The 26,270-nt window shown below is 72.2% G+C and carries 21 protein-coding genes and 1 riboswitch; of the genes, 7 read left to right on the forward strand and 14 right to left on the reverse strand.

Going from position 1 to position 26,270, the window contains the following annotated elements:
• The first annotated feature begins 51 nt into the window (after window positions 1-51).
• The gene (locus OG729_RS30570; RefSeq protein WP_405809105.1) at window positions 52-1,023 is read left to right on the forward strand and encodes an SCO1860 family LAETG-anchored protein; all 972 of its coding nucleotides are present in this window, start codon (window positions 52-54) and stop codon (window positions 1,021-1,023) included.
• A gap of 158 nt (window positions 1,024-1,181) precedes the next feature.
• Here the strand turns inward: OG729_RS30570 and cobC are convergent, their stop codons facing one another.
• The 4 genes from cobC to cobM form a co-directional block, all read right to left on the reverse strand.
• The gene (cobC, locus tag OG729_RS30575) at window positions 1,182-2,237 is read right to left on the reverse strand and encodes an Rv2231c family pyridoxal phosphate-dependent protein CobC (protein ID WP_405809106.1); all 1,056 of its coding nucleotides are present in this window, start codon (window positions 2,235-2,237) and stop codon (window positions 1,182-1,184) included.
• Window positions 2,221-3,162, reverse strand: a complete 942-nt coding sequence (locus tag OG729_RS30580) for a sirohydrochlorin chelatase (RefSeq protein WP_360879419.1) — start codon at window positions 3,160-3,162, stop codon at window positions 2,221-2,223. Before OG729_RS30580 ends, cobC begins: the two co-directional genes overlap by 17 nt.
• 94 nt (window positions 3,163-3,256) lie before the next feature.
• A complete protein-coding gene (gene cobJ, locus OG729_RS30585; RefSeq protein ID WP_405809108.1) occupies window positions 3,257-5,008 on the reverse strand; it encodes a precorrin-3B C(17)-methyltransferase in 1,752 nt (583 codons plus the stop codon).
• Window positions 5,005-5,826 (reverse strand): precorrin-4 C(11)-methyltransferase, encoded by an 822-nt coding sequence (cobM, locus tag OG729_RS30590; RefSeq protein WP_405809109.1) that lies wholly within the window; start codon window positions 5,824-5,826, stop codon window positions 5,005-5,007. The genes cobJ and cobM overlap by 4 nt, the downstream gene beginning before the upstream one ends.
• Before the next feature lie 93 nt (window positions 5,827-5,919).
• Here cobM and OG729_RS30595 point away from each other — a divergent pair, with 93 nt between their 5' ends.
• Entirely contained in the window at window positions 5,920-6,639 is a 720-nt protein-coding gene (locus OG729_RS30595; RefSeq protein WP_360879428.1) for a permease, read from the forward strand.
• A 17-nt stretch (window positions 6,640-6,656) separates the two neighbouring features.
• Here the strand turns inward: OG729_RS30595 and cobI are convergent, their stop codons facing one another.
• The 9 genes from cobI to OG729_RS30640 all read right to left on the reverse strand — a co-directional run bounded on the left by cobI (window position 6,657) and on the right by OG729_RS30640 (window position 19,676).
• Window positions 6,657-7,385, reverse strand: a complete 729-nt coding sequence (gene cobI, locus OG729_RS30600) for a precorrin-2 C(20)-methyltransferase (RefSeq protein ID WP_360879431.1) — start codon at window positions 7,383-7,385, stop codon at window positions 6,657-6,659.
• Complete coding sequence (locus OG729_RS30605) at window positions 7,382-8,908, reverse strand: cobyrinate a,c-diamide synthase (protein WP_405809111.1); 1,527 nt, start codon at window positions 8,906-8,908, stop codon at window positions 7,382-7,384. The genes cobI and OG729_RS30605 overlap by 4 nt, the downstream gene beginning before the upstream one ends.
• A complete protein-coding gene (gene cobO, locus OG729_RS30610; RefSeq protein WP_360879437.1) occupies window positions 8,902-9,510 on the reverse strand; it encodes a cob(I)yrinic acid a,c-diamide adenosyltransferase in 609 nt (202 codons plus the stop codon). Before cobO ends, OG729_RS30605 begins: the two co-directional genes overlap by 7 nt.
• On the reverse strand, window positions 9,510-11,516 hold the full coding sequence (locus OG729_RS30615) for a putative cobaltochelatase (protein WP_405809114.1): 2,007 nt from the start codon (window positions 11,514-11,516) through the stop codon (window positions 9,510-9,512). Before OG729_RS30615 ends, cobO begins: the two co-directional genes overlap by 1 nt.
• A gap of 112 nt (window positions 11,517-11,628) precedes the next feature.
• Entirely contained in the window at window positions 11,629-15,294 is a 3,666-nt protein-coding gene (gene cobN, locus OG729_RS30620; RefSeq protein WP_405809116.1) for a cobaltochelatase subunit CobN, read from the reverse strand.
• Window positions 15,291-16,853, reverse strand: coding sequence for a cobyric acid synthase (locus OG729_RS30625; RefSeq protein WP_360879446.1), 1,563 nt, complete (start codon window positions 16,851-16,853; stop codon window positions 15,291-15,293). Before OG729_RS30625 ends, cobN begins: the two co-directional genes overlap by 4 nt.
• Window positions 16,850-17,815, reverse strand: coding sequence for a cobalamin biosynthesis protein (locus OG729_RS30630; RefSeq protein WP_405809118.1), 966 nt, complete (start codon window positions 17,813-17,815; stop codon window positions 16,850-16,852). The genes OG729_RS30625 and OG729_RS30630 overlap by 4 nt, the downstream gene beginning before the upstream one ends.
• Window positions 17,816-17,941: 126 nt before the next feature.
• A riboswitch (cobalamin riboswitch) is annotated at window positions 17,942-18,015 on the reverse strand.
• Between the two features lie 179 nt (window positions 18,016-18,194).
• Complete coding sequence (locus OG729_RS30635) at window positions 18,195-18,410, reverse strand: hypothetical protein (protein ID WP_360879452.1); 216 nt, start codon at window positions 18,408-18,410, stop codon at window positions 18,195-18,197.
• A 12-nt stretch (window positions 18,411-18,422) separates the two neighbouring features.
• Complete coding sequence (locus tag OG729_RS30640; RefSeq protein ID WP_405809119.1) at window positions 18,423-19,676, reverse strand: anion permease; 1,254 nt, start codon at window positions 19,674-19,676, stop codon at window positions 18,423-18,425.
• A gap of 235 nt (window positions 19,677-19,911) precedes the next feature.
• Between OG729_RS30640 and OG729_RS30645 the strand changes: the two genes are divergently transcribed.
• The 3 genes from OG729_RS30645 to OG729_RS30655 all read left to right on the forward strand — a co-directional run bounded on the left by OG729_RS30645 (window position 19,912) and on the right by OG729_RS30655 (window position 23,242).
• Window positions 19,912-20,574, forward strand: a complete 663-nt coding sequence (locus OG729_RS30645; RefSeq protein ID WP_405809120.1) for a class II aldolase/adducin family protein — start codon at window positions 19,912-19,914, stop codon at window positions 20,572-20,574.
• A gap of 55 nt (window positions 20,575-20,629) precedes the next feature.
• Entirely contained in the window at window positions 20,630-21,757 is a 1,128-nt protein-coding gene (locus tag OG729_RS30650) for an alpha/beta hydrolase (RefSeq protein WP_405809122.1), read from the forward strand.
• 78 nt (window positions 21,758-21,835) lie between these two features.
• Window positions 21,836-23,242, forward strand: a complete 1,407-nt coding sequence (locus OG729_RS30655; protein WP_405809124.1) for a hypothetical protein — start codon at window positions 21,836-21,838, stop codon at window positions 23,240-23,242.
• 53 nt (window positions 23,243-23,295) lie between these two features.
• Here the strand turns inward: OG729_RS30655 and OG729_RS30660 are convergent, their stop codons facing one another.
• Entirely contained in the window at window positions 23,296-23,700 is a 405-nt protein-coding gene (locus tag OG729_RS30660) for a VOC family protein (RefSeq protein ID WP_405809126.1), read from the reverse strand.
• A gap of 326 nt (window positions 23,701-24,026) precedes the next feature.
• On the opposite strand from OG729_RS30660, the gene abc-f reads away from it, so the two are divergent.
• Together abc-f and OG729_RS30670 are read left to right on the forward strand one after the other, a co-directional pair.
• Complete coding sequence (gene abc-f, locus OG729_RS30665) at window positions 24,027-25,625, forward strand: ribosomal protection-like ABC-F family protein (RefSeq protein WP_360879468.1); 1,599 nt, start codon at window positions 24,027-24,029, stop codon at window positions 25,623-25,625.
• A gap of 426 nt (window positions 25,626-26,051) precedes the next feature.
• Entirely contained in the window at window positions 26,052-26,270 is a 219-nt protein-coding gene (locus OG729_RS30670; RefSeq protein WP_185035675.1) for a helix-turn-helix domain-containing protein, read from the forward strand.

Here is a 26,270-nt window from a genome sequence, read left to right on the forward strand (position 1 = left end):
GTCCCCGTCGGGCGGCGGCGACGCCGTGTCTCTTGTGGGGGTTCCACCACCTTGAACAGCAACACCTTCCGCATGCCCGCACGCCGCTGCGCCGCCGTGACGGCAGCAGCCGCGCTGGTCGCCGGACCCGTCGTGGTCGCCGGGCCGGCGAACGCCACCGGGGGCGGCGGCGAGGGCCGGGCCAGTGCGGTCGTACTCCGTGCCGGGCTCGATGTGTCCCTGCTCAACAAGTCCGTCGATGTTCCGGTCAAGGCCGCGCTCAACGAGGTGCAGGCGCCCGCGAGCGCCGAGAAGACCACGCTGCGCGTGCACGTGGACGGAGTCGACCGGGGCAGGCCCGTCCAGCTGCTGCGCGCGGACGTGGCCACCGCGAAGGCGAGCGCCGACCGGCACCGGGCAGAGGCGTACAGCAACCTCGTCCGTGCCCGGGTACATGTGCCGGGACTGCCGCTGCTCTCGGTCGTCGAGGTCGAGAAGGTCACGTCGAAGGCCGTCTGCGAGGCAGGCAGGCAGCCGGTCGCAGAGTCGAATCTGCTCGGCCGGGTGACCGTGCTCGGCAAGCGGACCACGCTCTCCACCGGTGGCACGACCCGGGTCGAGGTGCCGGGCGTCGGTGAGGTGACGCTCGATCTCTCCAAGACGCACACCACGTCCCGTACCGCTGCGGCCACGGCGCTGGAGCTCAGGGTCTCCGTCAACCCGGCCAAGCTGAACGTCGCCGAGGTGACCGGCTCGGTCACCCTCGCCGAGGCGAAGTGCGAGTCGCCCGGCGCGGCACACGACGAGTCCGGGCCCGCGGCCGCACAGGACCCGGCGGCCGCACAGGACCCGTCCGCCGCGCAGGGCCCGACTGGCAAGCCGGGCACCGGTGTCAAGGCGCAGTCCGGCGCCGATCCGGCCCAGGACGACCTCGCCGAGACGGGCGGCAGCGCCGCGACCTCGTACATCGCCGGAGGCGCGGCCCTGCTGCTGGCGCTCGGCGGCAGCGTCATGGTGCTGGCCCGCGCCCGCGCCCGCCGCTGACCACGGCGCCCGAACCCGCTGCTGACAGGCGCGCCCGCGCCCGCCGCTGACCACGGCGCTCATGCCCGCCGCCGACCGCGGGCCGACAAGGGATCGATCATGGGTGCCGGGCGCTGCAGCCCCGGCCGACGTCCGTGCGCGACGTCGGCCGGGGCGCGTCAGTCCCCGACCATCGTCAGCGCCTGGTCGAGCGCCTGCAGAAAGCGATTGGTCGTCACCCGGTCGCGCACCGCCAGCCGCAGCCAGCCGGGACCGAGCCCTGGAAACGTGTCGCCCCGGCGGGCCGCGAAGCCCAGAGCCCGCAGCCGCTCCCGCACCTCGGCCCCACGCCGGACGTGGACGAGTACGAACGGGGCCTCGGCCGCCGCCACCACCCGCACCTCGTCGAACTCCGCAAGACCCGCCAGCAGATGGGCCCGCTCCGTCGCGATCACCTGCGCCGCCTGCTCGGCCTCCTTGAGCGCGCCGGGCCCCATGCACGCCTCCGCCGCCGCCAGCGCGGGCGTCGAGACCGGCCACAGCGGCTGAGCCTGCTGCAGCGCCGCGACGGTCCCGGGCTCGGCGAGCACATAGCCGATGCGCAGGCCCGCGAGCCCCCAGGTCTTGGTGAGGCTGCGCAGCACCACCAGGCCGGGGATGTCGGTCCGTCCCGCCAGCGCCTCGGGCTCGCCGGGCACCGCGTCCATGAAGGCCTCGTCCACCACCAACAGCCTTCCTGGACGGGCCAGTTCGGCGATGTCGGCGGCCGGATGCAGTACGGATGTGGGGTTGGTCGGATTCCCGATCATCACGAGGTCCGCCGCGTCGGGCACGGCCGCCGGGTCGAGCCGGAAACCGTCCTCCTCCTTCAGCAGCAGCCGGGCCACCTGGTGCCCAGCGTCCCGCAGCGCCGCCTCGGGCTCCGTGAACTGCGGGTGCACGACGAGCGGGTGACGTACCGTCAGCGCTCGGGCCAGCAGTACGAACGCCTCCGCCGCCCCCGCCGTCAGCAGCACCCGCTCCACCGGCACTCCGTGCCGCTGCGCGACCGCGGCGCGTGCCGCCCGCCCGTCCGGATAGGCGGCGAGAGCGGTCAGCGAGCTCGTGATGCGCTCACGCAGCCACTCCGGGGGAGTCCCGCAGCGGACATTGACGGCGAGATCCGTCAGACCGGCGTCCCGTACCTCCGCGTCACCGTGGTGCCGCAGGTCGTGTGCGTCAATGGGAGTGCGCATGGCTGCCGTGGTGTTGATGGCCGTGGCCGTGGTGGTGTCCGTCGTGATGGTGCCCGTCGTCGTCCGGGTGGAAGTGCGGCTGCTGCGGAGAGCCCACCTTCTCCTCGAAGCCCGGCAGCGCGATCCGGTAGACGCACGAGTCGCAGTTCATCCGGATGTCGCCCGCCACGGCCTCCCGGTAGCGCTCCATCACCAGGTCGAGCAGCTCCGGCTCCGGGCCGATGACATCGGCGCAGCGCACATCGACGCCGGGGTGCGCCTCCGCCCAGCCCTCCGTCTGCTGCCGCACCCGGTCCGGCAGGATGCCGGTGAACAGGAAGTACGGCAGCACCACGATCCGGCCGGCCCCCAGCTTCACGCACCGGTCGAGACCGCTCGGCACATCGGGCGCGGCGAGCGACACGAACGCCGTCTCCACGCCCGCGTACCCCCGTCCCTCCCAGAGCAGCCTGGCCGCCTTGTGCACCTCGGCATTGGCGTCCGGGTCGGTCGAACCGCGGCCCACCAGCAGCACCGTCACATCGGCGCGGTCCGCGGGCGTGCGCGGCCCGGAGCCCAGCGCCTCGTTCAGCCGCCGCTCCAGAACGCGCAGCAGCGCGGGGTGCGGGCCGAGAGGGCGGCCGTAGGTGTACGAGATCTCCGGGTGCCGCTCCCGCTCACGGGCAAGAGCGGCCGGGATGTCGCCCTTGGCATGCCCGGCGGACACCAGCATCAGCGGAACCGCGGCGAGGCGCGTCACGCCCCGCTCGACCAGTTCGGTGACGGCTTCGCCGAGGGGCGGCGGGGACAGCTCGATGAAGCCGCCCCCGACGGGGAGTTCGGGATGGCGCCGCCCCAGCTCCCGTACGAAGTCCCGGAAGGCCTCGGCCCCGGCTTCGTCACGGGTGCCGTGACCGGCGATCAGCAGTGCGGGCGGGGTGGTCACGCGTTCTCCTTGATGTGGGGGTGGTACGGCAGAGCATCGCGCGCGACGCCGCCCGGGGCGAGGGCGCGGCAGTGATTGGAGGATTTCCGGTCCTTCATGACTGCCACCGATAGCCGCGCGGTGTCACCATGCGGCCGGCGATCTCGCGCGTGGCCGTGTTGCCGACCGTCACGACCGTCATCATGTCCACCGTCGCCGGATCCAGTCCCTCGAGTGTCGTCAGGCGGCTCGATTCGTCCGCCCGGGACGCATTGCGTACGACGCCCACCGGCGTGCCCGGCTCGCGGTGTTCGGCGAGGATCGACAGCGCCTTCGGGAGCTGCCAGTCACGGCCGCGGCTGCGCGGGTTGTAGAAGGTCACGATGATGTCCGCCTCCGCCGCGGCCCGTACCCGGCGCTCGATGACCTCCCACGGCGTGTGCAGATCGGAGAGGCTGATCGAGACATGGTCGTGCCCGAGCGGGGCACCGAGGATCGCGGCGGCGGCCAGCGCCGCGGTCACGCCCGGCACGCCCACCACGTCGATGTCGTCGGACGCCTCGGCGAGCGCGGGGGATGCCATCGCGTACACGCCCGCGTCGCCGCTGCCGATGAGCGCGACCGCATGTCCGGCGCGGGCCTCGGCCACCGCCGTACGGGCCCGCTCCTCCTCCGCGCCGAGGCCGGACTCGACGACCCGGGTGCCCGGCCTGAGCAGGTCACGGATCTGGTCCACGTACTGATCGAGCCCGACCAGTACGGATGCGCGGCGCAGCTCCTCCGTCGCGCGCGGGGTGAGCAGATCGCGGGCCCCGGGCCCGAGCCCGACCACGGCGAGCCGCCCGCGCGGCGCTCGGCGCACGACCGCGCAGGTCGCCATCGCGGCCCGGCCGGCGGGGTTCGACTTCCGCTTCGGGACGAGGAGTTCGCCGCTCCCCGCGAGCGCTGCGGCCTCGGCGACGGAGGGCGTTCCGACTGCGGCGAGCGGCGCGCCGGACGGGTTCGGCACCGCGATCTCGGCGAGCCGCTCGGCGGGGTACGTCACCAGGGGCACGCCAAGGCGCTCCGCGGCTCCGAAGATCCCCGGCTCGTCGGCCTTTGCATCGACGGTCGCCAGCTCGGCCACACTCAGCGCCGAGAGCCCCGCCCCGCGCAGGGTCTGCTCGACGAGGCCGACGACCTCGTCGACGGGGGCGCCCTTGGAGGCCCCGACGCCGACGACGAGCGACGGCGGTCGCAGCACGGCGTCGTTCGGTCCGGCGTCGAAGGACCGGTCGGTGACATGGAGTACGGCGCCGGCGTCCTGCGGCGCCACGCCCTCCCGCGCCACGCCCTCCTGCGGCGCGGTGTCCTCCGGCGTGGTGTCCTGCGGCGTCACATTGGCCGGCAGCGGCGGGAGCGGCCACACCGCGTCCGCCCGCAGCACCACCGGTTCGCCGTCGAGGACCGCCCGCGTCACCGACGCGACCGCGCCCTCGACGGGCCAGCCCAGGGTGTCCAGTCCCGGAATGTCCGCCGCGTCCGTCGCCGTCGTCACCACCGGGGCGCAGCCCAGAACGTCGGCGACCTGCGCCGCCAGCTCGTTCGCACCACCGCCGTGGCCGCCCAGCAGGGACACCGCATACCGCTGCCCCTCGTCCACGCACACCACGCCCGGGTCCGCCGACTTGCCCGCCAGCAGCGGGGCGATCAGCCGCACCACCGCGCCCGTCGCCAGGAAACACACCAGCTGCTCGCACTCCGCGAATGCCCGCTCCACCGACCGGCGTACGGGGCCCTCGTAGATCCGGGTCCGTTCGGGCCAGGCGGCGGCCAGCCGGTCGCGGGCGGCAGCGCCCGCCGCCGTGGCGGAGATCAGGCCGATCACTGATTCGCTCCCTTGGTGCGCAGGGCCTTGCGGGCGGCCGGATCGGCCTTCCGGAAGCCATGGAAGTGGCCCGGGTGATAGAGGTGCGAGCGCGTCCCCGAAGCGGCCAGCGCGGGCCCCACCAGGAACAGCGTGTGCTTCCAGAGCTTGTGCTCCTTGACGGTCTCCTCCAGCGTGCCGATCGTGCAGCGCAGGATCAGCTCCTCCGGCCAGGTCGCCTGGTACGCGACCACCACCGGCGTACTCGTCGGGTAGCCGCCCTCCAGCAGCTCCTGCGTCAACTGCCCGGAGCGGGCCGCCGACAGGAAGAGCGCCATCGTCGTGCCGTGCCGCGCGAACTCCCGTACCTCCTCGCCCGGCGGCATCGGCGTCTTCCCGCCGCCGAGCCGGGTCAGGATCACGGACTGCGCGACCTCAGGGATCGTCAGCTCGCGCTGCGCGAGCGCCGCGACCGCAGAGAACGACGAGACGCCCGGCACGATCTCGACGTCGATGCCCAGCGCCACACAGCGGTCGAGCTGCTCCTGAGTGCCGCCCCACAGCGCCGGGTCGCCGGAGTGGATGCGGGCGAGGCGCAAATCGTCCGCCCGCGCCCGTTCGTACACGGCGACGACGTCCTCCAGCGACATGGCCGCCGAATCGAGGATCTCGGCGCCCTCGCGCGCATGCTCCAGGACCTCCGCCTGCACCAGGCTGGCCGCCCAGATGACGATGTCGGCATCGGCGATCGCCCGTGCGGCCCGGAATGTCAGCAGATCGGCGGCGCCCGGGCCCGCGCCGACGAAGGTCACCTTGCCACGGGTGGCGGCATCGGCCATGAGCGGTGGTCCTCTCGGGTTATTCGTGTCATTCGGGTGGATCTGGACAGCTCGGATGTGCCAGGAAGCCGGTCAATCCGCTAGCAAGGGCGCATGGCGGTGCTCGTCGCGCTCGGCGCGTTCCTGATGACGCTGTTCGGCGGCTGGACGGCGCAGCGCGTCACCGACCGCCGCCACCTGGTGCTCGGCCTGGCCGGCGGTCTGATGCTCGGCGTGGTCGGCCTGGACCTCCTGCCCGAGGCCCTTGAGGCGGCGGGCAACAAGGTGTTCGGGGTGCCGCAGGCACTGCTGCTGTTCGTCGGCGGCTTTCTCACGGCCCACCTGGTGGAACGGCTGCTGGCGGTCCGCAAGGCGGCACACGGTGCGGACGAGAGGATGCCGCAGGTGGGACTGACGGCGGCCGCGGCCATGGTCGGCCACAGCCTGATGGACGGCGTCGCGATCGGCGCGGCCTTCCAGGTGGGCGGCGGCATGGGCGCGACCGTGGCGCTCGCCGTCATCACCCACGACTTCGCCGACGGCTTCAACACGTACACGATCACCAGCCTGTACGGGAACACCCACGGCAAGGCGGTCGCGATGCTCGTCGCCGACGCGCTCGCGCCTCTTGTCGGCGCCGCGTCCGCCGTGCTGTTCACGCTTCCCGTGGAACTCCTCGGCAGCTACCTCGGGTTCTTCGGCGGCGCGCTGCTCTACCTCGCCGCCGCCGAGATCCTGCCCGAGGCGCACCACGCCCACCCCGCCCGCTCCACCCTGCTGTGCACGGCCGGGGGAGTGGGCTTCATCTGGCTGGTGGTGGGCCTCGCCGAGTGAGGACCCGGATGGTCGGCTCACAGCTTGCCCCCGCGTCCGCCGTCCCGCGGCGCGGGCGCGATCAGCGTCGAGAGATACGGCAACGGGTCCTCGCCCAGCTCCGCGGCCGACCGGATCGACTCCTCGGGCAGCCCGAGCGCCGACCCCCACACCGCGCCCTCGGTACGCCCCGTCTCCCGCAGCGCGGTCGCCACTTGGGCCGCCAGCCGCCCGAACTTGTACGCCACGACCGTGCCCGGACCCTCCAGGGCGTCCTTGAGCACGGCGGCCCCGGCGGTCACCGGAACCAGCGTCAGCGGCTCGGTTCCCTCGGTGAGCACTGCGCCGCTGCGGGCCGCGAGATCCTGCATCGCGGTGATGCCGGGCACGGTCTCGACGGCCGTCCCCGGGACCACCTCGCCAATCGTCTGCGCGAGATAGGTGAACGTCGAGTACACGTTGGGGTCGCCGATCGTCGCGAAGGCGACGGTCCCGTGGCTGCGCAGGAGTTCGGCGACGCGCTCACCGGCGGCGTCCCACGCGGCTTCGCGGCGGGCGCGGTCGGTGCGCTCGTTGAGCGCGAAGACGATCCGTACGACCTTCTCCTCACCCACGTAGTGCAGCACGGTCGCCTCGGCGCGCCCGCGCTCCAGCGTGTCCATCACCGGTACGACGACGACGTCGGCCTCCCGAAGCGCACGTACGCCCTTCACCGTCACCAACTCCGGGTCGCCGGGCCCCACTCCGACGCCGATCAGCCTGCTCATCGCGTACACCTCTCAACGAATCGGCGCGCCACACCGGGCTCGGCAGCCCAGTGCGTATGCAGATAGCTCGCGTGCACGCCCTGTTGTACGAAGCCCTCGACGCGTCGCTCAGGCTTGTGCATGCCCCAGGCGGGGGCCGGGCCCGCGGCGGGCTCCACGACGGTCCGGTGGAACTCGTGTCCACGCAGTCGTGTCCCGGCCGCGGCGAGGACGCTGTCGCTCACGGCGACGGCCTCGCGGTAGCCGAGCGTGAGCCGCTTCGACATCCGCGCTTCGGCGTCCAGGACGCCGCACATGGGCTGCCCGTCGAGGGAGCGGGCGAGATACAGCAGCCCGGCACACTCGGCGGCGACGGGCGCGCCGGTGTGGGCGAGCTCGGCGACGGCCTTGCGGAGCGGCTCGTTGGCGGAGAGCTCGGCGGCGTACATCTCCGGGAACCCGCCGCCGATGACGAGCCCGGAGGTGCCGTCGGGCAGTTGCTCGTCCCGGAGCGGGTCGAAGGGGACGACGTCGGCGCCGGAGGCGGTGAGGAGTTCGGTGTGCTCGGCGTAGGAGAAGGTGAACGCGGGGCCACCGGCAACGGCGACGACGGGTCGCCTGTAACCGGGGGCTCCGCCCCCGAACCCCCGCTCCTCAAACGCCGGAGGGGCTTGATTGTGCGGCCCGGCCGACACTTTCAGCCCCGCCGGCGTTTGAGGCGTGGGGTCCGGGGCGGAGCCCGTTACGGGATGGGGGTACCTATCACGGCCGCCAGGCCGTAGGGGGAGGGCGGGGTGGGGAAAAGTCTCCCCGGCAAGCACGGCCGCCGGATCCCACGCACCCCCATCCAGCCGCGGGGCCGACCGCGCCAGCGCAAGCAGCGCCTCCAGGTCGCAGCCCCGCCGCACCACCTCCGCCATCGCCGCCACTGCGGCCACCGCGTCCGCCCGCCGCTCGGCGACCGGCACAAGACCCAGGTGCCGGGACGGCGTCCCGACAGACTCGACCCGCCGCAGCACCCCCAGCACCGGCACCCCCGACTCCTCCAGCGCCTCCCGCAGCAGCTCCTCGTGCCGGTCGGACCCCACCTTGTTCAGGATCACGCCTCCGATCCGCACCTCCGGATCCCACGACGCGAAGCCGTGCACCAGCGCCGCCACCGAACGCGACTGCGACGACGCGTCCACCACCAGCACCACCGGCGCCCGCAGCAGCTTCGCGACCTGTGCCGTGGAGGCCAGTTCGCCCGCGCCCGCCGCGCCGTCGTACAGGCCCATCACGCCTTCGACCACGGCCACGTCGCACCCCGTCGCGCCGTGCGCGAACAGCGGCGCCACCAGCTCCGTACCGCACAGGAACGAGTCCAGGTTCCGTCCCGGACGTCCCGTCGCGAGCGAGTGATAGCCCGGGTCGATGTAGTCGGGGCCGACCTTGTGCGGGGACACGGCGAGGCCCGCCGCGACGAAGGCCGCCATCAGGCCCGTCGCGACGGTGGTCTTGCCGCTGCCGGACGACGGCGCGGCGATGACGAGACGTGCTACCACTCGATGCCCCGCTGCCCCTTCTGACCGGCGTCCATCGGGTGCTTCACCTTCGACATGTCGGTCACGAGATCGGCGAAGTCGACCAGCTCGGCGGGGGCGTTGCGGCCGGTGATCACCACGTGCTGGGTGCCGGGGCGGTCGCGCAGCACCTGGATCACCTCGTCCGTGTCGACCCAGCCCCAGTGCAGCGGGTACGCGAACTCGTCCAGCACATAGAACTTGTACGACTCCGCGGCCAGGTCGCGCTTGACCTGCTCCCAGCCCTCCCGCGCCTTCTCCTCGTTGGACAGCTCGCCGTCCGCCGGGGCCCGCTGGATCCAGGACCAGCCCTCACCCATCTTGTGCCAGTCGACCGTGCCCCCCTCGCCGCTCGCGCCGAGCACCTTCAGGGCATTCTCCTCGCCGACCTTCCACTTCGCGGACTTGACGAACTGGAACACCCCGACCGGCCAGCCCTGGTTCCAGGCGCGCAGCGCCATCCCGAAGGCGGCCGTCGACTTGCCCTTGCCGACGCCCGTATGGACCATCACCAGCGGCCGGTTGCGGCGCTGGCGGGTGGTGAGCCCGTCCTCGGGTACGACGGACGGTTGTCCCTGCGGCATTACGCGGCCCTCCTGGTCGCTTGTACATCCCTGACGAGCCCGGCGATGCTGTCGGCGCGCAGCTCGTCCAGGGTGACGGCGGTGCCGCCCAGATCACGGGCGAGGTCCCCGGCGAGCCCGAGCCGCACCGGCCCCGACTCGCAGTCCACGACGACGGAGGCCGTGCCCTCGGCGGTGTGCAGCCGCGCGGCCCGTGAGGCGAGCGCGACCGGGTCCACGCCGCCCGTCGCGCGCCCGTCCGTCACCACGACCAGCAGCGGGCGGCGCGACGGATCACGCATGCGCTCCACCCGCAGCACGTCGTGCGCCCGCAGCAGCCCGGCCGCCAGCGGCGTACGGCCGCCCGTCGGCAGCGTCTCGAGACGGGCGGCGGCGGCGTCCACCGAAGAAGTCGGCGGCAGCGCCAGCTCCGCGTCCTTCCCGCGGAACGTGACAAGACCGACCTTGTCGCGCCGCTGATAGGCGTCGAGGAGCAGCGAGAGCACCGCACCCTTGACCGCGCTCATCCGCTGCCGGGCCGCCATCGAGCCCGAAGCGTCGACCACGAACAGCACGAGATTGCCCTCGCGCCCCTCCCGGGTCGCCTGCCGCAGATCGTCACGCCGGACCACCAGGCCGCGCCCACTCCGCCCGCGCGCCCGCTGGTGCGGGGCCGCGGCCAGTACGGTCGCCGCCAAGTGCAGCTTGGTCAGCGCCCCTTGGGGCCTGCGCGCGCCCGTCGTCCGCCCGTGCTCGGTCCGCGCACGCGACCTGCGCCCCGCCGCGCCCTCACCGAGACCGGGCACGCTCAGCACCTTCGTACGAAAGGGCTCCCCGGCCCGTACGGGCTGCTGCTCACCGCCGCCCCAGGGCTGCGGCTGCCCGCCCTCGGCCTCCTGCGTCTCGGCGGGCGTCTCGGCCTCACCCGCGTCACCAGGCGGCGATGTCTCCGGACCGTCCTGCGGAGGCTGCCCACCGCCCCCGCCCGGCCCGTCCGGACCGGGATCCGGATCGTCGTCGCCGAACTCCTCCAGCGTTTCGTCGAGCTTGTCCTCGTCCAGGCCCGGCGCGTCGAAGGGATTGCGCCGCCGCCGGTGCGGGAGCGCCAGCAGAGCGGCCTGCCGCACATCCTCCGCGAGTACGTCGCTGCGCCCCGCCCACGCGGCCAGCGCCGTCGCCGTCCGCGCCATCACGATGTCCGCGCGCATACCGTCCACCTCGAAGGCCGCGCAGGTGGCGGCGATCTGCCTGAGCGCGCCGTCGCCGAGCCGTACATCGGGCAGCAGCGCCCGCGCCGCCACGATCCGCGCCCGCAGCGCGGCCTCGTCGTCCGACCAGCGACCGGCGAAACCACCGGGATCGTCGTCGTACGCGAGCCGGCGCCGCACCACCTCGACCCGCTGATCGGGCTCGCGCGAGGCCGCGACCTCGACGGTGAGCCCGAAGCGGTCCAGCAACTGGGGCCGCAGCTCGCCCTCTTCGGGGTTCATCGTCCCCACCAGCAGAAAACGCGCGGCATGGCGCACCGACACACCCTCGCGCTCCACATACGACGCGCCCATCGCGGCCGCGTCCAGGAGCAGATCCACCAAGTGGTCGTGGAGGAGGTTGACTTCGTCGACGTAGAGGATTCCGCGGTGGGCGTCGGCGAGCAGCCCCGGCTCGAAGGCCTTCACTCCCTCCGCCAGCGCCCGCTCGATGTCGAGCGCGCCGACGAGCCGGTCCTCGGAGGCGCCGACGGGCAGCTCGACCATCCGCGCGGCCCGCGTCGTATCACCGCCCGCCTCGTGGGGGCCGTCGGGGCACGCCGGGTCGTGCGCCGCGGGGTCGCACGAGAACCGGCACCCGGAGACGACCGGAACCTCCGGGATCAACGCGGAAAGCGCACGTACGGCGGTGGACTTGGCGGTCCCCTTCTCGCCGCGCACGAGCACGCCACCGACCTGCGGGCTGACCGCATTGAGCAGCAGCGCGAGCCGCAGGTCCTCCTGCCCGACGATCGCGGTGAACGGGTAGGGGGTGCTCATGCGGACTCCTCGATCGTAAAAACCAGCCCCGTGGTGGGGGTCTCCCCGGACGAAGTCCGGGGGAGATTGAGGCGCGAGGTATGGGGGCGGAGCCCCCAGCAGGAAAAGACGTTCACGCGTCCCCCTCCAGATCGCCCTCGAGCTCCAGATATGTCGCGCGCAACCGCTCCAGCGTGTCCTGGTCCGGCTCGGCCCACAGCCCGCGATCGGCCGCCTCCAGCAGCCGCTCCGTAATCCCGCGCAGCGCCCATGGATTGGACTTCTGCATGAACTCCCGGTTCTCCGGATCGAAGACGTACTCCGCCGACAACTTCTCGTACATCCAGTCGTCCACGACGCCCGCCGTCGCGTCGTACCCGAACAGGTAGTCCACCGTCGCGGCCATCTCGAACGCACCTTTGTAGCCGTGCCTCCGCATCGCCGCCATCCAGCGCGGATTGACCACCCGCGCCCGGAAGACCCGATGCGTCTCCTCGCCCAGCGTGCGCGTCTTGACCTGGTCCGGAACAGCGGAGTCACCCACATACGCCTCGGGCGACTCACCCGTCAGATGCCGCACCATGGCGACCATCCCGCCGTGGTACTGGAAGTAGTCGTCCGCATCGACGAGATCGTGCTCCCGCGTGTCGACGTTCTTCGCGGCGACCGCGATCCGCCGGAACGCCGTCTCCATGTCCCCGCGCGCCGCCCGGCCGTCAAGACCGCGCCCGTACGCATAGCCGCCCCACACCGCGTACACCTCCGCGAGGTCCGCGTCGGAGCGCCAGTTCCGCGCGTCGATCAGCGGCAGCAGACCGGCTCCGTACGCCCCAGGCTTCGAGCCGAAGATCCGCGCCGTGGCCCGCCGCCGGTCGCCGTGCTGTGCCGTGTCCTCGTCCGCGTGCGCGCGTACATAGTTGGCCTCCGCGGGTTCGTCGAGCTCGGCCACCGCCCGTACGGCGTCGTCGAGCAGGCCCACCACATGCGGGAAGGCGTCCCGGAAGAAGCCGGAGATGCGGACCGTGACGTCGATGCGCGGCCGACCCAGCTCCTGCGCCGGCACGATCTCGAAGCCCGTCACGCGGCGGGATGCGTCGTCCCAGACCGGGCGGCAGCCGAGCAGCGCCAGGATCTCGGCGATGTCGTCGCCCTGCGTGCGCATCGCGGAGGTGCCCCACACCGTCAGACCCACGGACTTCGGATACGCGCCCGTGTCCGCCAGATACCGCTCCACCAGCGAGTCGGCGAGCGCCTGGCCGACCTCCCACGACAGCCGGGAGGGGATGGCCTTCGGGTCGACGGAGTAGAAGTTGCGCCCGGTCGGCAGGACATTGACCAGGCCGCGTGTCGGAGAGCCCGAGGGGCCGGCCGGGACGTAGCCGCCGTCCAGTGCCCGCAGGATGTTGCCGATCTCGTCGGTCGTACGGGCCAGCCGCGGCACGACCTCACGGCAGGCGAACTCCAGCACCGCGACGGCGTCGGGGAGTTCGCTGCCCACGACCTCACGTACGAGAGAGGGCACCGCGGCCGCGTCCCAGCCGCGCTCCTCCATGCCCAGGGCGAGCCGCCGGCACAGCTGCTCAAGCAGATCGATCGCATCGGCGGCGGTCCGGGCCGGACCATCGACCAGCGCGGTCAGCTCGGCCGGCACCTTCACCGCGGCGCCCGGCTCGCCCAGCAGCGCCTTCTCCACAAGAGAGAAGTGCTCGGCGAGCGCGGCCCGCAGCCCCGGCAGCGCATGGGCCTGTCCGCCCCACACCTGCGAGGCGCGCAGCACGGCGAGCACGAGATTGACCCGCGCCTCCGCCTGCGGACCACCGCCGAGGATGTGCAGACCGTCCCTGATCTGGACGTCCTTGATCTCGCAGAGATAGCCGTCGATGTGCATCACGAACTCGTCGAAGTCGCCGTCGTCCGGCTGTTCGTCGACATGCAGATCGTGGTGGAGCTCCGCGGCCTTCACCAGTGTCCAGATCTGCGCCCGTACGGCCGGGGCCTTCCCCGGGTCGAGATCGCTGACGAGCGCGTACTCGTCGAGCAGCTGCTCCAGCTTTGCCAGATCCCCGTAGGTGTCCGCGCGCGCCATCGGTGGCACCAGATGGTCCACGATCGTGGCGTGGCCGCGGCGCTTGGCCTGGGTACCCTCGCCCGGGTCGTTGACGATGAAGGGGTAGATCAGCGGGAGTTCGCCGAGCACCGCGTCCGGTCCGCAGCCCGCCGAAAGGCCAAGGCCCTTGCCCGGCAGCCATTCCATGGTGCCGTGCTTGCCCATGTGGACGATCGCGTCCGCGCCGAAGCCCCCCTCCGATGCCGCGGCCTCCAGCCAGCGGTAGGCCGCCATGTAGTGGTGCGAGGGCGGCATGTCGGGGTCGTGGTAGATCGCGATCGGGTTCTCACCGAAGCCGCGCGGCGGCTGGATCATCACCACGACGTTCCCGAACCGGAGGGAAGCGAGCACGATGTCGTCGCCGTCGACATAGAGCGAGCCCGGGGGCTCGCCCCAGTGCTCCAGCATTCCCTCGCGCAGCTGCGGGTCCAGCGTGTCGAACCAGGCGCGGTAGTCGGCGAGCGGCACGCGGGCGGGGGCGGCGGCCAGCTGCTCCTCGGTCAGCCACTCGACGTCGTGCCCACCGGCGTTGATGAGGCGGTGGATCAGCTCGTCGCCGCCTGCCGGGTGGCCGTCGACGCCGTATCCGGCATCGCGCAGGGCGTCCAGGACTCGTACCGCGGATGCGGGCGTGTCGAGGCCCACGGCGTTTCCGACCCGCGAGTGCTTGGTCGGATAGGCCGTGAAGACCAGCGCGAGCCGCTTCTGCGCGTTCGGCTTGTGCTTCAACTCGGCGTGGCGTACGGCGATTCCGGCGACGCGACCGGCCCGCTCCGGGTCCGCGACGTACACCGGTACGTCGTCGGGGCCCTGCTCCTTGAAGGAGAACGGGACCGTGATCAGCCGTCCGTCGAACTCCGGGATCGCGACCTGCATCGCAGCGTCCATGGGGGAGAGGGCGGCGTCCGACGCCTCCCACACGGCGCGCGAGGAGGTGAGGCAGAGGCCCTGCAGAACGGGCACGTTCAGCTCGGCGAGCGCCCCGATGTCCCATGCCTCGTCGTCCCCGCCGGCGCTCGCGTCGCTCGCGCGCGTGCCGCCCGCGGCCAGCACGGTGGCGATCAGCGCGTCGGCCCTGCCGAGCAGTTCGTACAGCCCGGTGTCGGCGCCGCGCAGCGAACCGCAGTACACGGGAAGGGCGTTGGCCCCCCGCTCCTCGATGCGGTCGCACAGCACATCGATGAAGGCCGTGTTCCCGGACAGTTCGTGCGCCCGGTAGAAGAGCACACCGACCGTCGGGCGGCCCTCCGTGAACGGGCGCGTGCCATGGACGCCGTACTCGGGCATCTTCTGCGGCCCGGCGAAGCCCACACCGGTCAGCAGCACGGTGTCGGAGAGGAAGCGGGCCAGCTCGACGAGGTTCCCGGAACCGCCCTCGACGAGATACCGCAGGGCCTCCGCCACCACACCGGCCGGCACGGACGACTCGGCCATCAACTCGGCGTCCGGCACGGTCTCGCCGCCGAGCAGCACCGTCGGAATCCGGGCCGCCTTCAGCGCGGCGAGCCCGTCCTCCCAGGCTCGCTTGCCGCCCAGCAGCCTGACGACGGCGATGTCGCAGCCCTCGATGAGCGCGGGCAGTTCACCGGCGACATCGACCCGGGTCGGGTTGCCGATCCGGTACGGCGCGCCGGAGGCGCGGGCCGCCAGCAGATCGGTGTCGGCGGTGGACAACAACAGCACGGTGCTCATGGCGCTCCCGGTGGAATGAAGGGCAGTTCCGGCGGAGCGCCCGACTCGATCAGCCGCAGCAGCGCGTCCGTGTCCGCGTGTTCTTCGATCAGGTCGCCCAGGCGGTCCAGCTGCTCCTCGCGCAGCGCGCCGAAGCTGGTGTCCGGGGCCGGTACGAAGCGCCGGCCGGCTGCCGCCGCCACCTCGCGCAGAAAGGCGCGTCTGAAGGCGTCGCTCTCCAGCGACCCGTGCCAGTGCGTGCCCCACACCGAGCCGACCCGGCAGCCGTCCAGGAAGGTCTCCCCGCCGAGCACTTCGGCGACCCCGTGATGGATCTCGTAGCCTTCGACCCGCTCGCCGAGCGCCTCGCCGACGGGCCGCGCGAGGGTCTTGTCCTTCGCGAACCGCACCCGTACGGGCAGCAGCCCGAGCCCGTCGACGGTGCCCGCCCGCGACTCGACCTCGTCGTCGATCCGCTCGCCCAGCGCCTGGAAGCCGCCGCAGATGCCGAGCACCGGCCGCCCCTCGGCGGCCCGCCGCAGCAGAGCGTCGGCAAGCCCCCGCTCGCGCAGCCAGGCAAGGGCCTTCACGGTGCCGCGGGTGCCCGGCACGATGACCAGGTCGGCGTCGACGAGCTCCTCGGCGCGGTCCACGAACCGCACGACCACACCCGGTTCGGCGGCCAGCGCGTCCACGTCCGTGAAGTTGGACATCAGCGGCACCGCGCACACGGCGACCCGCAGTACGTCCTCGCCGACCGGCGGCGCGACGGCCGACTCCCGTACCGCACCGCGCAGTGAGACCCTCAGCCCGTCCTCCTCGTCGATGCCGAGGCCGTGGGCGAAGGGCAGCACGCCGTAGGTGCGCCGCCCGGTCAGCCCGTGCAGCATCTCAAGGCCCGGCTCGAGCAGCGTCACGTCGCCCCGGAACTTATTGACCAGATATCCCGCGATCAGCGCCTGGTCGGCCGCGCTGAGCAGCGCCGTCGTACCGAAGAAGGACGCGAAGACACCGCCGCGGTCGATGTCCCCGACCACGAGCACCGGCAGCCGCGCGGCCCGTGCGATGCCCATGTTCACGATGTCCGTGCGCCGCAGATTGATCTCGGCCGGACTGCCCGCCCCCTCGCAGATCACGGCGTCATACGTGCCCCGCAGTTCCTCCAGGCACTCCAGAACGGTGGAAAGCAGGGCTTCCTGCCGCCCTCCGTGCAGTGTTTTCCCGGGGGACGCCCCCCCAGGCCCCCCGAAGAACCCGCGTGCGCTGAGCTCGCCGACCGGTCTGCCCATCAGCACGACCTGACTGGACCGGTCGCTGCCCGGCTTGAGCAGCACGGGGTTCATCAGCGCGCTGGGCTCCACGCGGGCGGCCTGCGCCTGCATGGCCTGGGCACGCCCGATCTCGGCGCCCTCCCGCGTCACAAAGGAGTTGAGGGACATGTTCTGCCCCTTGAAGGGCGCGACCTTCACTCCCTGCCGTACGAGCCACCGGCAGATCCCGGCGGTCACGACGCTCTTGCCGGCGTCGGAGGTGGTGCCCGCGACGAGCAGCCCGCCGCCGGTGCGGCCGGTACCGGTCATGTCCGCCCCTTTCCCGCGCGCCGCGCGCGCAGCGCATGCCCCGTCAGGCGGCCCGCCGCGCAGGCCGCCAGTGTCAGCCAGCCGATGCGGCGCGAAAGCCGTACGGCACGCTCGACGTCACCGAACTCCACCGGGCGACCATTGCCATTCAGTACGGGCCGGTGCTCGACCCGGCCGCCGTACGAGAGCGTCCCGCCCAGCCGTACACCCAGAGCGCCCGCGAACGAGGCTTCCACGGGCCCCGCATTGGGACTCGGATGCTTCTTCGCGTCGGCGCGCCACGCCCGTACGGCTCCGCGCGCATCCGGGCCCGCGAGCACTGCGAGTCCCGCGGTGAGGCGGGCCCCCGGCCACCCGGCCACATCGTCGAGGCGCGCCGAAGCCCAGCCGAATCGCCGGTACTTGGCCGATTTGTGCCCCACCATCGCGTCGAGGGTGTTCACCGCGCGGAACGCGACGAGTCCCGGTACACCGGCCAGCGCTCCCCACACCAGCGCGCCCACCACCGCGTCGGAGGTGTTCTCGGCGACGGACTCGACGACGGCGCGCGCGATCTGCTGCTCGTCCAGGGCCTGCGGGTCGCGCCCGCACAGATGCGGCAGCCGCTCCCGGGCCGCCTCGACGTCCCCGGCCGCGAGCGCGCCGCCGATGGCCCGCGCCTCGCGGCCCAGCGAAGTGCCTCCGACAACCGCCCAGGTGGCGGCGGCGGTCAGCGCGAGAGATGCGGCGGGGCGGCTCCGTACCCCGCGTGCGAGGAGCGCGGCGGTCGCGGCAGCGCCTCCGGCGCACACGGCGGTGTGCAGCGCGCCCCAGCCGCGGTGGTCACGCCACAGCAGGCGCTCGACGGTGCCCGCCGCGCGCCCGAAAGCGGCGACCGGATGCCCCCGGCGAGGATCGCCGAGCAGCAGGTCGCCGACGAGGCCGGCGGTGGCGCCGTACATGAATTGCCGGTCGGCACGCATGGGTTCAGGCCGGCGCTTCGCCTGGACGGACCCTCGTACTCACAGCAGGAAGCGAACTGCACCCGGGCATGGCGATATGTCCTCACTCAGGGTGTCCGCGCCCTGGTTCGACGAGACCGGCGGCGAGAGTTCCTGGCTTCCGGGGGACTGTTCCCCGGTGACAGTGGCGGGACCGCGCCGGATTCGCACCGGCTTCCTCTGCTGCCGCCGTAGCTGGCTCCGGCAGTCCACCACGGCCCCGTGAGGGCCGTCAACTCACCCTTGACCTGCGACGGGACAGTGTGCGAAGGCCCACACCGGCACCACGCGCGGACCGTCGAAAAACGCAGTGTGGGCGGGACATCCGTCCCGCCCACACTGCGTCTGCTCTTGTCTGTGCTCAGGCGACGATGAGATAGATCCCGTACGACACGGCCGCCGCGCACAGTGCGAAGCACGCATACGCGCCGGTGCGGGCCAGGACCGCGGAGCCTCCCGCCGCCGACTCCTGCTTGGTCAGGCCCACGACGCCCAGGGTGAACAGGCCCACCAGGGCGACGGTGGCCACGAGGCTCACGCCGAAGACGGAGCCGAGAGCTGCCCAGTCGATTTTCATGCTGATCTGTCCTTACACCGCGGCCGGGCGGGTCGCCGGCTCGGAGCCCGCGGCGGGCGCCGGAGCCTGGATGGTCGTCTTGAGGTCCTGCGCGGGGGTGCCGGCCGGCGGCGGGGCGACGGCCGCGATGGCGGCGGTCACCACGCCCGCGGGCTCGGCGTCGCCGGCCACGTCATTGACGTTGGTGTGGTCGACCACCTGGCGGCGTGAGACGAACCAGATCGCGGCGCAGGCGCCGATCAGGAAGGCCGCGACCACCGCGACGCCCCAGTCGCCCTGTCTGGCCACGAACTCCGAGCCCGCCGCGACCAGGGCCGCGGCCGGCAGGGTCAGACCCCAGGCGACGAACATCCGGGTGGCGGTGGACCAGCGGACCACGCCGCCCTTGCGCCCCAGGCCCGCGCCCATCACGGCGCCGGAGCAGGAGTGCGTGGTGGACAGCGAGAAGCCGAGGTTGGAGGAGGCGAGGATGACGCTGGCCGCGCTGGTCTGGGCGGCGAAGCCCTGCTGCGGCTGGAGGTCGGTGAGTCCCTTGCCCATGGTGCGGATGATGCGCCAGCCGCCGAGGGAGGTGCCCAGCGCAATCGCGCTGCCGGCCGAGACGATGACCCACAGCGGAGGGTTGGAGCCGGGGGAGAGCACGCCGCCGGCGATGAGCGCCAGCGTGATGATGCCCATGGTCTTCTGCGCGTCGTTGGTGCCGTGGGCCAGCGAGACGAGGCCCGCCGAGGCGATGGAACCGGCGCGGTAGCCCTTCGCGGTGGCCTTCGCGTCGGCGTTCTGGCCGATCTTGTACGTCAGCCTGGAGGCGAGGAAGGCCGCGATGCCGGCCACCAGCGGGGCGGCGACCGCGGGGATCAGGACCTTGGTGACGACGGTGCCGCCGTTGACGCCGCTGACGCCGACCGAGGCGATGGTGGCGCCGACCAGTCCGCCCATCAGGGCGTGCGAGGAGCTGGACGGCAGGCCGATCAGCCAGGTCATCAGGTTCCAGAGGATGGCGCCGACCAGCGCCGCGAAGATGACCTCCGGTGTGATGCCTTCCTCGGTGACGATGCCGCTGGAGATTGTCTTGGCGACCTCGACGGACAGGAACGCGCCGACGAGGTTGAGCGCGGCGGACATGGCCACCGCGGTCTTGGGCTTCAGGGCGCCGGTCGAGATGGTCGTGGCCATCGCGTTGGCGGTGTCGTGGAAACCGTTCGTGAAATCGAACACGAGCGCTGTCACGATCACAATCGCGAGCAGCAAGGTGATGTGTTCCATTTACCCAGGCAATCGTTCGACGTCATTGGCCTGTTGAACGTAGGTAATCTGGATGAACGGAAGATGAACTGAGGCAGGCGTAGCGGTGTCTGCGCGTGAGGATTCCTCGCTCCGCTTGCCCTGCCGGGCCGGTATCGAAGGAGTAGCGCCGCGAAAGGCTGGGTTTGTGGCGATACGCGTGATCTTCGTCACGGTCGCCCCTGCGGCCTGAGGCCCCGCCTGGCAGGATCGCCGCATGACCGATGAGATGCGGCAGGACGCGATCGAACGGGCATGGCTGGACCTCGTCGCCACGGCCCGCAGGACGGCGGCGGAAGGCCTGGTGGTCGGCACATCGGGCAATGTCTCGGTGCGGGTCGGCCCACTCGTCCTCATCACCCCGACCGGAGTCGCCTACGACCGGCTCACCCCGCAGGACGTCGTCGCCGTCGACCTCGACGGCAACCAGCTCCTCGGCGATCTCGCCCCCACCAGCGAACTGCCGCTGCATCTGGAGGTCTACCGCAACACCTCCGCCGGCGCCGTCGTCCACACCCACGCCGTGCACGCCACCGCCGTCTCCACCCTCGTCCCCGTGCTCCCTCCCATCCACTACATGACCGCGGCACTCGGCGGCCCCGTCCGCGTCGCCCCGTACGCACTGTTCGGAACCGAGGAGCTCGCCGAGAACATGCTCCGCGCCCTGGCGGAGCGCACCGTCTGCCTGCTGCAGAACCACGGCACGGTCGCGTACGGCGACTGCCTCGACCAGGCCTACGACCGCACCGCCCAGCTGGAGTGGATGTGCCGTCTCTGGCTGACCGCGGCGGCGCTGCCCGGATATGCGCCCAGCCTCCTCTCCGACTCCCAGCTGAGCGAAGCCGCCGAGAAGTTCCGGAGCTACGGCCAGCCGCGCTGACACCGGCGGCTGCCGTCCACTGGCAGCCCGGCGCGCGGGTGCCGACACTGGACGGGTGCGCCCGGCAACAGCGACGGCAGCGACCGTCACCACCCTGATCGGACTCGGCGCGGCCGCGGTCGCGGCCGGCCGGTACGCCAGCGACGCCGCGCTCAAGCTGCCCCAAGGGCGCCCACTGCCCGGCGACCCCAGGCTCACCGTGCACGCCACGGCCGCGGGCCAGATCACCCTCACCCGCAGCCTCGCCGCACAGCGCCCCGGCAGATACGGACTCGACGGCGAGGGCATCCATGCCGTCGTCGGACCGGTGCTCGACGCGGTGCCGCACCCCGTCGACACCGTCGTACGCCGCCTGGAGCGGGTCAGTCTCGGCAGCCTGGAGCCGGGCAGCCGGGTGCGACTCACGCCGCAGGTGCACACGGGCGATCCGTCGAGCGCGTTCGGCATGTATCACAGCGATGTGGACATACCAGGCGAACTGGGCGCGCTGCCCTCCTGGTTCGTGCCCGGACACCGCAACACCTGGGTGATCGCCGTGCACGGCCTGGGTACCACGCGGGAACACCCTCTGAATCTCCTGCCGTTCCTGCACACCCGTCACTTCCCGGTGCTCGGCCTCGGTTACCGCGGAGACCCCGGCGCACCCGAGCCTCACGACGGGCTCGGGCATCTCGGCGACTCCGAATGGCGCGACCTGGACGCCGCGATCCGCTTCGCCGTCCGCTTCGGCGCCGAAAAGGTCATCCTGCACGGCTGGTCCACCGGCGCCTCGATGGCTCTGCACGCCGCGGTCAACTCCGGGCTGCGCGACCGGATCAGCGGCCTCGTCCTCGACTCGCCGGTCCTGGACTGGGAAGCCACCCTGCGGGCTCTGGCCGCCGCCCGCCGGACCCCGGCGTTCCTGCTGCCGCTCGCCGTCAGGGCGGCCAAGGGCAGGACAGGACTGCACGGCGACCGGCTGCAGGAAGCGGCCGACCCCAAGGCGATGCGGGTGCCGACCCTCATCTTCCACGGCCCGGACGACACCCTCGCCCCTTGGGGGCCGTCCCGCGAACTGGCCGCCCGCCGACCCGACCTGGTCAGCCTCCACACCGTCACGGACGCCCCCCACGCCGCCATGTGGAACGCCGACCCGGAACGCTACGAAGAGGCCCTCCGCCGCTTCCTCACCCCCTTGATGTAGCACTCGCGCCGGGCCGCCGGGCCCGGCCGGGCACGTTCCGTTTGGGCTTTCGGGCCGTCAGCGGGAAGACTGCTCCCCGTGACGTCCCGAAAGCCTGATGAGCAATTGGCGCGCAACACCAGACTTCGTCTTGTCCGCCCGCGATCCCTGGCCACCGCACGGCGGGCCGTGACGACCCGGCGCACCCGGCCGGCCCCCCGGCCGCCCGAAGGCACGCCCGCCCCCTCGGAGCTCGCCCGCCAGGCGCGGACGGTGCTGGCCGACGCCGTACGAATCGCCCGCTGGGCCGCCGTCGAGAGGGACCCCAGCACCGCACAGCTCACCGAACGGACCCAGGAACGGGCCGCCGCCGCGATGGAGTTGACCCCGCTCCAGGTCCGCGCGGGGTGGGACCGGGCCCGCCTCGCCGGCCTGGTCGAGCTGCACGGTGACACGGCCCGCCCCGGCTGGCGGCTGCGCGCCTGGGACCGCGACGACATGGCCGTGCTGCGCGGCTGGGTAGCCCTCTTCGATGCCTGGTCGCTGGCCCACCCGGCGCCCGACGATGTCGCGCCCACCGCGGTCGCCGAGGTCGTCGAGGCCGTCCCCCAGGTGCTCTCCCTCCTCCAGCTCTCGGCCGGCCCGGTGCTCGTGCCGGTCCTGCTCGACCTGCTCCAGCAGCGCGTCGCCGAACTGCGCGAGGAGCGCTGCGAAGTCCCCTACGGCCCGCAGCCGGACGCCCGGTCCGGTGCTGACTCCGGTGCCGACTCGGGTGCTGACGTACCCGTCTCGCTCCTTCTCGACTGGGCGCTGGAGGGCCTTTCCTCCGTCGGTGCGCTGACCCTCGACAAGGGCCGCTCCGCCACCCTCACCCCCCTCGGCAACTGGGCGGTCTGGGTCAAGCTGGAGCAGATCTGCGTCGCCGCCCAGAGCCCCGCAGGCAATATCGAGCAGTCCGCCGAGGACATGCTGCGCGGCTGCGCCCGCCTCACCCCGGGCCCGGCCCGCGCCGAGTACCGCGCCTGGCTCGCCGCCCGCACCGTTTCCAGTGCGGTCACCGAGCTGCTCGCCGTGGCCCGCGGCGAGGACGCCCTGCTGCGCGGACTCGCCTTCGAGGCGCTGCGCGTCGTCGGCGCCCCCGCCGAGGCCGAGGTCCGCGCCGCCGTCGTCGAGCCCTCGCTGCGCCCCTACGTACTCCTGTGGCTCGCCGAGTACGAGGGCGCGGACCCCGAGGACGCGGCCGACGTCCTCACCCGCGAGGAAGCGACCTGGCTGTGGGTGGACACCGCGGCGGCAGTCGCCGACCACGGCGAGCCCCAGCTGCTGCTGCGCCACCTCGACTCCGCGGTCCAGGGCACGGTCCCCGCACTGCTCGAAGCGGTCCGGGCCGGCGGCCACCCCCGCACCGTGCAGGTTCTGGTGGCCCTGGCCGCAGCGCACCCCGACCCCGCCCTCGCCAAGGCCGTACGCAGGGCGGCGTTCCAGGTGCACACCGGAGGCGTCTGACCCGGGCGGACTCGACGCCCGGCGGACTCGGCGAGCGGCGGCGGAGAGAGGCCTCAGCCCTCCGCCGCCCCCGGCGCGTAGGTGCCAAAGCTCCACACATTGCCCTCGATGTCGCGTGCCATGTAGTCACGCGCGCCGTAGTCCTGGTCGGTCGGCGGCATCACGATGTCCGCACCGTGCTCCAGCGCACCGGCATGATGGGCATCGACGTCGTCGACATGGACGAACACGCCCGTCGGCCCGCCGCCCTTCATCAGCTTGTCGAACTCGCTGCCGGTGCCCTTGCTGCCGAGCATCACCATGCCGCTGCCGTACGTCAGCTCGGCGTGCACGACCGCGCCGGTCTCGTCCTCGTACACCGCGTGCTCGGTGAAGCCGAAGGCTTCCGTGAGCTGTTTGATCGCGGCCTTCGCGTCCGCGTACACCAGCGTCGGACAGATGCTCGGTGACTGCGACATCCCGATCACTCCTTCAGACTCGACGATGGAAATGTGATCTGCATCTCAGTGTGGCAGTGGGCACTGACAGTCGGCGGAAGGCGGTGCGCTGGGCCACGTCGCCGGTGCGCAAGCCGGTGCAGAACCGCTGGCGGCGGCGGGCGGCCCCGGCAACGCCCTGCCCTCAAGCGCCGATCGAGCCCGGGCCACCGCCGCGAAAGCTGGCGCAAAAGCACTTGCAGGGCCCCGCTAGACTGAGTCGTATGGCAATTCTCCTTGCGCATTAGACGGCGTCGAAGCTCCCACGCCCATCCCTTCCGCCGTCCATACCGCCCTGGAGTCTTTCCGTGATCACCGCTTCCGGCATCGAGCTGCGCGCCGGCGCACGCATCCTCATCGAGTCCGCTTCCTTCCGTATCGCCAAAGGCGACCGCATCGGCCTGGTAGGCCGCAACGGCGCGGGCAAGACCACCCTCACCAAGTGCCTCGCGGGCGAAGGCATCCCCGCCGCCGGCAACATCACCCGCTCCGGCGAGGTCGGCTACCTCCCGCAGGACCCGCGCACCGGCGACCTCGACGTTCTCGCCCGCGACCGGATCCTTTCCGCCCGCGACCTCGACTCCGTGCTGAAGAAGATGCGCGAGAACGAGGAACGGATGGCGAACGGCAAGGGCGCCACCCGCGAGAAGGCGATGAAGAAGTACGAGCGCCTGGAGACGGAGTTCCTCACCAAGGGCGGTTACGCCGCCGAGGCCGAGGCCGCCACCATCGCGGCCGCGCTCGGCCTGCCCGACCGGGTGCTCGGCCAGCCCCTCCATACGCTCTCCGGCGGTCAGCGCCGGCGCGTCGAGCTCGCGCGCATCCTCTTCTCGGACGCCGACACCCTGCTGCTCGACGAGCCCACCAACCACCTCGACGCCGACTCGATCGTCTGGCTCCGTGAGTACCTGAAGTCCTACCGCGGCGGCTTCATCGTGATCTCCCACGATGTCGACCTCGTCGAGACGGTCGTCAACAAGGTGTTCTATCTGGACGCCAACCGCGCCAACATCGACGTCTACAACATGGGCTGGAAGCTCTACCAGCAGCAGCGCGAGGCCGATGAGAAGCGCCGCAAGCGCGAGCGCCAGAACGCCGAGAAGAAGGCCGCGGCCCTCAACTCCCAGGCCGACAAGATGCGCGCCAAGGCCACCAAGACCGTGGCCGCGCAGAACATGGCCAAGCGGGCCGAGCGGCTGCTGTCCGGCCTGGAAGCGGTACGTGTCTCCGACAAGGTCGCCAAGCTGCGCTTCCCGGAGCCCGCGCCCTGCGGCAAGACCCCGCTGACGGCGGAGAGCCTGTCCAAGTCGTACGGCTCCCTCGAAATCTTCACGGATGTGGACCTCGCCATCGACAAGGGCTCCCGGGTCGTCATCCTCGGCCTCAACGGCGCGGGCAAGACGACGCTGCTGCGCCTGCTCGCCGGCGTCGAGCAGCCGGACACCGGCGAGGTCACTCCGGGTCACGGGCTCAAGCTCGGCTACTACGCCCAGGAGCACGAGACTCTCGACCCGGACCGCACGGTCCTGGAGAACATGCGTTCCTCCGCGCCCGATCTCGACCTCGTCGAGGTGCGCAAGACGCTCGGCTCCTTCCTGTTCTCCGGCGACGACGTCGACAAGCCGGCCGGAGTTCTCTCCGGCGGCGAGAAGACGCGTCTGGCGCTGGCCACCCTGGTCGTCTCGTCCGCGAACGTCCTGCTGCTCGACGAGCCGACCAACAACCTCGACCCGGCCAGCCGCGAGGAGATCCTCGGCGCCCTGCGCACCTACAAGGGCGCGGTCATCCTCGTCACGCACGACGAGGGAGCGGTCGAGGCGCTCGAGCCCGAGCGCATCATCCTGCTGCCGGACGGCGTCGAGGACCTGTGGGGCGCGGACTACGCGGACCTGGTGGCGCTCGCCTGACCGGGCACGGACCGGCTCCACCGGGCCCGGACCGGCGCTTCCGGGTCCCGGTCCAGCGGTTCCGGGCCCCCGGTCCGGCGCTTCCGGGGCGCGTCCGGCTCTGATCCACTCCGTATGGATCATTCGGCCTACAGGTGATCCATCATCTGAGTGAGTGTGTCTCGTACAGCGGCGTGGCGCCGAGCGGATCCGCTCCGTCCGGTCCCTCGCCGCGCCCGTCTCCCGTGCGCGGCGCTGACCTGGCATTTCTGCCGGAAACCCGCTCGGACGTGCGAACACAGACGTGCGGAATGATTGATTCCGGTCGTGTCGGTCGCACAGCACACGGCAAAGCTTGTCGCACGGACCTTGCCGAATGGGTGGCCAGGAAGCCCTCGAGGGGTGATCATGAGAAGTCCAGAGCGCACTTCCCATGAGGAGGCACGGGTGGCCGAGACTCTGAAGAAGGGCAGCCGGGTTACCGGCGCCGCGCGCGACAAGCTCGCGGCAGACCTGAAGAAGAAGTACGACTCCGGTGCGAGCATCCGGGCGCTGGCCGAAGAGACCGGCCGCTCCTATGGGTTCGTACACCGGATGCTCAGCGAGTCCGGAGTCACGCTGCGGGGACGCGGCGGAGCGACGCGAGGCAAGAAGGCCACGGCCTGA

This window comes from Streptomyces sp. NBC_00210, from assembly GCF_045160975.1.
Taxonomy (GTDB): Bacteria; Actinomycetota; Actinomycetes; order Streptomycetales; family Streptomycetaceae; genus Streptomyces.